The sequence below is a fragment of the Bradyrhizobium sp. PRIMUS42 genome (assembly GCF_023006515.1).
In the GTDB taxonomy this organism is placed as follows: Bacteria; Pseudomonadota; Alphaproteobacteria; order Rhizobiales; family Xanthobacteraceae; genus Bradyrhizobium.
In genome coordinates, this window is the sequence record NZ_JALBGZ010000357.1 from 1 (window position 1) to 6,499 (window position 6,499).

The window sequence follows — 6,499 nt, forward strand, 5'->3', positions numbered from 1 at the left end:
GGCTTGGCGACCGGCTTCGGCGCGCTCTTGGCCAGCGCCTTGCGGGCCGGCGGCGCAGCCTTAGCGGCGGCCGAGGACTTTGATTTCGCTGGGATTTTCGCCGGGGTCTTCTTGGGCTTCGAGGCGGCTTTGGCCATAGCTTGCACACAACCTGCGAGAGGAATGGGAATTCGCGGGCCTTACACCATTTTGGGCGGGCCCGCGCAAGTCGGACAGTTCCGGAAAATGAACGCCTAGAAGCGGAGCCACTTCAGGAGCCCGAGCCCGATCGCGCCGTTCACGATGAGGAAGATCGCGACGATCAAGTTGAGGAGCCGCGGCATGATCAGGATGAGCACGCCCGCAATCAACGACAGGATCGGCGAAATGTGGGCGACGGTGATGTGCATGAACTATCTTTCTGTGGAGGGTGGGCGAATCGCGGGCGGATCATAGCCCTCCCGGTTCCGCGAGTAGAGACGCGCAACAGGCAGTGCGAGTTCCGGCACCCACGAAAACTGCCCGAAATTGCCGCGAATGCGGCGGGCCTTTTCCCGGAACATTGCGAAGGGTGCATGCATTGGCCAATCGGCTGCGCCACTGGCGCGTCCGAAAATAAAATCACGTCGAAGGAGTTGTCCATGCGGAACAGGATTCTTGCTCTTGCAGCGCTCGCGGCCGCGATCGGCTCGCCCCTTGCGGCGCAGGCGCAAAGCGGTGTCACCGTCGGACGCGCGCCCGCCGTGGTCGATACCGGCCCAACCATCGCAGTCGAGCAGCGGCCGGCCTTCCGCGAGTACGTCGTCGAGCAGCGTGTGCCGGCCTTCAGCATTCCCGATCGCGTCGTCGTCGGCACCACATTACCCGAGGCGGGCGTCACCTATTATGACGTGCCGCAACGCTTCGGCGCCACTACCCATCGCTACACCGTCGTGAACGGCGAGACCGTGCTGGTCGAGCCGCGCTCACGCCGCATCGTCGAGGTGCTGGACTGATATCGAATAACTGACATCGACTAGATGTCCGGCGCGTCACTTCAATCAGGCTGGCGCGAACAGTGAAAATCGGACATCAGGCCCCGCCCGGTCTTCCCCCCGCCGGGCGGGGCACTTTTTTGCGCGGCTATGTTTGCGCTCTCGTGCCCCGGACAAGCCGCAGCGCGTAGCGTAGCGTTGCGGCGCAGAGCCGGGACCCAGAAGCTGCGAGCACGCGGCAGCATGTGCCCCGGCTCTGCAGCGCACCGCTGAAGTAGCGCTGCGCTGCGTCCGGGGCACGAGACCTAGTCCTGGATCTTCGAGAAATCCGCGACCGCACGCGTGGCGCTGCGGATCTCGTTCAGCAGCCTCAGGCGGTTCTCGCGCACCTTCGCATCGTCGTCGTTGACGCGAACTTTTTCGAAGAACGCATCGACCGGTGGACGCAGCTTTGCCATCGCGCTCATGGCGGCGGCAAAATCTTCGTTGGCGACGGCGGCACTCGCTTCCGTCTTCACTTCACCGATCGCCTTCGCCAGCGCCTTCTCCTCAGCGAGGCCATAGAGCGCGGCATCGGGCGCACCGTCGAAGGTGCGCTTGTCCTTCTTCTCCTCGATGGAGAGGATGTTGTTGGCACGCTTGGTGCCGGCGAGCAGGTTCTTGCCATCGTCGCTCTCGAGGAATTTGCCGAGCGCTTCGACGCGGCGGACGATCATCAGGAGATCGTCCTGACCGCCGAGCGCAAACACGGCATCGACGAGATCGTGGCGCGCGCCCTGCTCGCGAAGTTGGACCTTGAGACGATCAGCGAAGAAGGCGAGCAGGTCGATCGGAAGCCTCGATGCATCGGCCGGCTTCACCGACAGGCCGGCGAGCGCGGACGCCGCCACCTTCACGAGCGACAGCCGCAACGCGTTCTCGGTAATCAGCCTGATCACACCCAACGCCGCACGCCGCAGCGCATAGGGGTCCTTGCTCCCCGTCGGCTTCTCATCGATGGCCCAGAAGCCGACGAGCGTATCGATCTTGTCCGCCAAAGCCACTGCGACACTGACCGGATCGGTCGGCACGCGATCAGCAGGGCCTTGCGGCTTGTAGTGCTCCTCGCAAGCGGCGGCGACCGAGGCATCCTCGCCCTGCGCCAGCGCGTAGTATCTGCCCATAAGGCCCTGGACCTCGGGGAATTCGCCGACGACCTCGGTCAGCAAGTCCGCCTTGGCGAGATGCGCGGCACGCGTGGTCTTGGCGACATCAGCGCCGACCAGCGGCGCGATCTCCCCAGCTAGGCGCTCGATACGCTTGATGCGCGCGGCCTGCGTGCCGAGCTTCTCGTGGAATACGATCTGCTCGAACTTCGGCAGGCGATCTTCGAGCTTCGTCTTCAGGTCCGTCTCGTAGAAGAATTTCGCATCCGACAGGCGCGGACGGATCACGCGTTCGTTGCCTGATACGATGACCTTTCCACCGTCGGTCGCCTCGATATTGGCGGTGAGGACGAACTTGTTGGTCAGCTTGCCCGTCTTGGGGTCCTTGACCACGAAGCACTTCTGGTTGTTGCGGATCGTCGCGCGGATCACCTCGTCCGGGATCGCCAGATATTCCGCCTCGAACGAACCCATCATGACGACGGGCCATTCGACGAGGCCCGAGACCTCGTCGAGCAGCACCTGATCCTCGACCAGCTCAAAACCCTGAGCGAAGGTCAGCTCCTTGGCGTCGGCGAAGATGATGTCCTTGCGCGCCTGCGGATCGAGGATGACCTTTGCAGCCTTCAGCTTCGCTTCATAGTCCTCGAAGCGGCGCACCGAGATTGCGGCGGGCGCCATGAAGCGATGGCCATACGTGGTCTGGCCGGTCTCGATGCCGTCGACCTCGAACTTCACGACATCGGGCTCTTCGGTCTCGAGCCCGAAGGTCGCGGTGATCGCGTGCAGCGGACGCACCCAGCTCAGCGATCCCGGTTTTCCGGAACGCGCGCCCCAGCGCATCGATTTCGGCCAGGGGAAGGTACGGATGATGACGGGCAGGATTTCCGCGAGCACCTCGATCGCATCGCGGCCGGGCTTCTCGATCAATCCGATGTAGAAATCACCCTTGGGGTCGCGCTGGATCTTGGCTTCGTCCAGCGATTTCAGACCCGTCGCTTTCAGAAAACCCTGCACGGCCGCATCGGGTGCGCCGATTTTCGGGCCGCGGCGTTCGGTCTTCAAGTCAGGCTGGCGCGCGGGGATGCCGTGCACGGTAAGCGCAAGCCGGCGCGGCGTCGCGAACGCCTTCGCACCCTCGTAGACGAGGCCTTCGGCGACCAGCTTGTCGGTGACCATGCGGCGCAGATCGTCGGCCGCCTTCCCTTGCATGCGCGCGGGGATTTCTTCCGAGAACAGTTCAAGCAACAATTCAGGCATCAGGCCGCTCCGCCCGCTTCGGTACGCATCCAGGCTTCGCCGCAGGCCTTTGCCAATTCGCGGACGCGGAAGATGTAGCTCTGCCGCTCGGTCACGGAGATCACGCCACGCGCATCGAGCAGGTTGAAGACATGGCTCGCCTTGATGCACTGGTCATAGGCAGGCAGCGCCATCAGATGCGCCTCGCGCTTGCCGTCCTTCCAGCCCGCATCGAGATATTTTCTGCAGGCCGCTTCAGCCATCTTGAACTGCTCGAACAGCATCGCGGTGTCGGCAACTTCGAAATTGTGCTTCGAATATTCGCGCTCGGCTTGCAGGAAGACGTCGCCATAGGTGACCTTGGCGTCGCCGTCGCGGCCGTTGAAATTGAGGTCGTAGACGCGGTCGACGCCCTGCACATACATCGCCAGGCGCTCGAGCCCGTAGGTGAGCTCGCCCGCGACCGGCGCGCATTCGAAGCCGGCCACCTGCTGGAAATAGGTGAACTGGCTGACCTCCATGCCGTCGCACCAGCACTCCCACCCCAGACCCCAGGCGCCCAGCGTCGGGCTCTCCCAATCGTCCTCGACGAAGCGGATGTCGTGCACGGCGGAATCGATACCGATCGCGGCGAGCGACTTCAGGTACAGCTCCTGAAGGTTCGGCGGCGACGGCTTCATGATCACCTGGAACTGGTAGTAGTGCTGCATCCGGTTCGGGTTCTCGCCGTAGCGGCCGTCCTTGGGCCGGCGCGAGGGCTGCACATAGGCGGCGTTCCAGGGCTTTGGCCCAAGCGCGCGCAGCGTGGTCGCCGGATGGAAGGTACCCGCGCCCATCTCCATGTCGTAGGGCTGCAGGATGACGCAGCCCTGCTCGGCCCAGAACCGCTGGAGCGCGAGGATGAAGCCCTGGAACGAGCGTTCCGGGCGCATATGGGCGGGCAATGAGGCGTCCATCGTCAGATCAGGCTCTCGCGGGGGGTTTTGAATCGCGCGGGACCGTATCGACGGCGGGGGTGGGAATCAAGGCAAAGGGGGGTGGATTCGGGCCAATCAGTCCCTCATCCCGGACGGTGCCGTAGGGTGGGCAAAGCGAAGCGTGCCCACCATCGTCACCACGATTGCGGAAGCGAATGGTGGGCACGGCGCAAGAGCGCCTTTGCCCACCCTGCGGCACCGGCTAACCCGGCCGGTAGGCTCCGGTCACGGGATCACGTTTCAGCGTCTGGATGTTCCCCACATGGGCGGCTTCGGCGACGCGCGACAGGCGCATCTCCTCCAGCTCCTGATTGATCCGGACAGCGGTCTTGTAGGCCCAGCGGACCACGGCAAGCCCACCCAGGACGCCCGCAAAAGCGACGAACGGCGGCATCGGTCGATCCTTGTCTAGTGCTCAGCCCCCACGTGCATTGTTGCGCAGATGGTCCTGCGCCGCAATCGGCAGGCTGAGGGACCAAATGGCGCGGGAGGGTGGCGCCTAGAACCCGAATTTCGCCCAGATTGCCCGCGTCTCGACCGCCGAGATCAGTTCGTCCGGCAAGCCGGCCATTGATCCCAGGGCCGAAAGCTGGCCCGCGCCGGGCGATTTCCGGCCCAGGAGACCTGAGAGCAAACCGGTCGGCTGGGCAATCACGGGGGTGAGAACCTTCTCGCCGTAGCGGGCACGAAGAGTTGAGCGGAGATCGCCGATGCTGTCGGCCAGCCCCAGCGCGACCGAACTCTCGCCGGCCCAATATTCTCCGGTGAACAGGGTATCGTCGTCGCCCTTCAGCCGTGCGCCGCGACTCCCCCTCACCAGCGAAATGAAGATCTGGTGGATCTCGCGCTGGATAGCCTTCAGCTTGGCGACGTCGTCGGGGTTCTCCGGCAGGAACGGATCGAGCATCGCCTTGTGCGCGCCGGCGGTGTACAGGCGCCGCTCGATGCCGAGCCGCTTGATCGCCTCCTGAAAACCAAAGCTGCCGCCGACCACGCCGATCGAGCCGAGGATCGAGGAGGGATCGCAGATGATCTCGTCGCCCGCGCAAGCGATCATGTAGCCGCCGGAGGCCGCGACGTCCTCGACGAACACCAGCACCGGCAGTTTCTTCTCCGCCGCGAGCTGCTTGATGCGCAGGTAGATCTGACGCGACTGCACCGGCGAGCCGCCAGGCGAGTTGATCACCAGCGCCACCGCCTTGGCGTTCCGATACGAAAACGCCCGCTCCAGCACGCGCGCGACGCCCGCCAGCGTCATGCCCGGGCGTAGCGGCGTCACCGCACCGATCACGCCTGAGAGCCGCACCACGGGCACCACTGCCGTGCCCGGGCGGAACCGCGCCGGAAGATATTGCATGAGCTTGTCGGCTAGGCCGGAACTCTCACGATCGTTCAATTGTTCGGCCATGCCGTTACCCCTGATTAACCATTTGTTATCACGCGACTGTCATTGGAAGTGCCTGGAACGTGTTTTGCAGATTTCCCGTTGGGAGGCTGCAATGAGGCAGCGGAGAACGCCATGAAAATCTATCTGCTGATGCTGCTGATCGGTGCGCTGTTCATGGCGATCCGCCTGACGTCTCCGCAAGAGCAGCAGTCGGAATCGCTTCCGCAGTAAGCCGTCACCGTTCCACCAGCGGCAAGGCCGCTCTCCCCTCCAAAATCTCCATCGTCTCGTTTTTAGGCACGCGTGACTCGTCATTGAGCATGAGGCCCGGCAGCAATTGCGTCGGTGCCCGGCCGCCTTTGACTGCACGAACCAGCACGCGGATCGCGGGCCTCCCCGCCTCGCCGTGAACCGGCAGGATCGAGAGGCTGCCGAAGCCGCGCGACAGCGCCGCCAGCACATCGGCGATGCCATCTGCGCGCCAGATCAATGTCAGCACACCATTCGATCGGAGGATGCGCCGCGCTGCATGCACCCACGCATGCAGGGTCTCCTCCGTCGCCACATGCGCGGTGCGACGCGCCTGATCCGGCGAGCCGCGATGCCGGCCCGGATCGTTGAATGGCGGATTCATCAGCACCACGTCGACGCTGTCGGGCGACAGCCCGTTCGCCGCGAAGACCTGCGCGTCGGCTGTGACGTCGAGCACGATCGTCTCGGCGGCAATCGCATTCGTCGCCGCATTGTCGCGCGCGAGCTCGGCCAGCTCCGGATCGATCTCGACCAGGCTGAGCCGGA

General features: G+C 64.3%; 7 protein-coding genes. 1 reads left to right on the top strand and 6 read right to left on the bottom strand.

Annotation, left to right across the window (positions count from 1 at the left end):
* Positions 1 to 233: 233 nt before the first annotated feature.
* Entirely contained in the window at positions 234 to 389 is a 156-nt protein-coding gene (locus MOV75_RS23260) for a DUF3096 domain-containing protein (protein WP_008562090.1), read from the bottom strand.
* A gap of 231 nt (positions 390 to 620) precedes the next feature.
* Here MOV75_RS23260 and MOV75_RS23265 point away from each other — a divergent pair, with 231 nt between their 5' ends.
* Complete coding sequence (locus MOV75_RS23265; protein WP_246929946.1) at positions 621 to 974, top strand: DUF1236 domain-containing protein; 354 nt, start codon at positions 621 to 623, stop codon at positions 972 to 974.
* 284 nt (positions 975 to 1,258) lie between these two features.
* Here MOV75_RS23265 and glyS read toward each other — a convergent pair whose 3' ends face one another.
* The 5 genes from glyS to MOV75_RS23290 all read right to left on the bottom strand — a co-directional run.
* On the bottom strand, positions 1,259 to 3,358 hold the full coding sequence (gene glyS, locus MOV75_RS23270; RefSeq protein ID WP_246929945.1) for a glycine--tRNA ligase subunit beta: 2,100 nt from the start codon (positions 3,356 to 3,358) through the stop codon (positions 1,259 to 1,261).
* Positions 3,358 to 4,293, bottom strand: a complete 936-nt coding sequence (locus MOV75_RS23275; RefSeq protein WP_246929944.1) for a glycine--tRNA ligase subunit alpha — start codon at positions 4,291 to 4,293, stop codon at positions 3,358 to 3,360. Before MOV75_RS23275 ends, glyS begins: the two co-directional genes overlap by 1 nt.
* A gap of 223 nt (positions 4,294 to 4,516) precedes the next feature.
* Positions 4,517 to 4,708 (bottom strand): hypothetical protein, encoded by a 192-nt coding sequence (locus tag MOV75_RS23280; protein ID WP_246929943.1) that lies wholly within the window; start codon positions 4,706 to 4,708, stop codon positions 4,517 to 4,519.
* 105 nt (positions 4,709 to 4,813) lie between these two features.
* Positions 4,814 to 5,722 (bottom strand): S49 family peptidase, encoded by a 909-nt coding sequence (locus MOV75_RS23285; protein WP_246929942.1) that lies wholly within the window; start codon positions 5,720 to 5,722, stop codon positions 4,814 to 4,816.
* Between the two features lie 214 nt (positions 5,723 to 5,936).
* Positions 5,937 to 6,499: tRNA1(Val) (adenine(37)-N6)-methyltransferase (locus tag MOV75_RS23290; RefSeq protein ID WP_247006687.1), on the bottom strand; the 563-nt coding region annotated here is incomplete at its 5' end.

Excerpts from the sequence above, each read along its gene's own strand:
- MOV75_RS23260 (WP_008562090.1), bottom strand. The coding sequence starts at position 389 with ATGCACATCACCGTCGCCCACATTTCGCCGATCCTGTCGTTGATTGCG.
- MOV75_RS23265 (WP_246929946.1), top strand. The coding sequence starts at position 621 with ATGCGGAACAGGATTCTTGCTCTTGCAGCGCTCGCGGCCGCGATCGGC.
- glyS (WP_246929945.1), bottom strand. The coding sequence starts at position 3,358 with ATGCCTGAATTGTTGCTTGAACTGTTCTCGGAAGAAATCCCCGCGCGC.
- MOV75_RS23275 (WP_246929944.1), bottom strand. The coding sequence starts at position 4,293 with ATGGACGCCTCATTGCCCGCCCATATGCGCCCGGAACGCTCGTTCCAG.
- MOV75_RS23280 (WP_246929943.1), bottom strand. The coding sequence starts at position 4,708 with ATGCCGCCGTTCGTCGCTTTTGCGGGCGTCCTGGGTGGGCTTGCCGTG.
- MOV75_RS23285 (WP_246929942.1), bottom strand. The coding sequence starts at position 5,722 with ATGGCCGAACAATTGAACGATCGTGAGAGTTCCGGCCTAGCCGACAAG.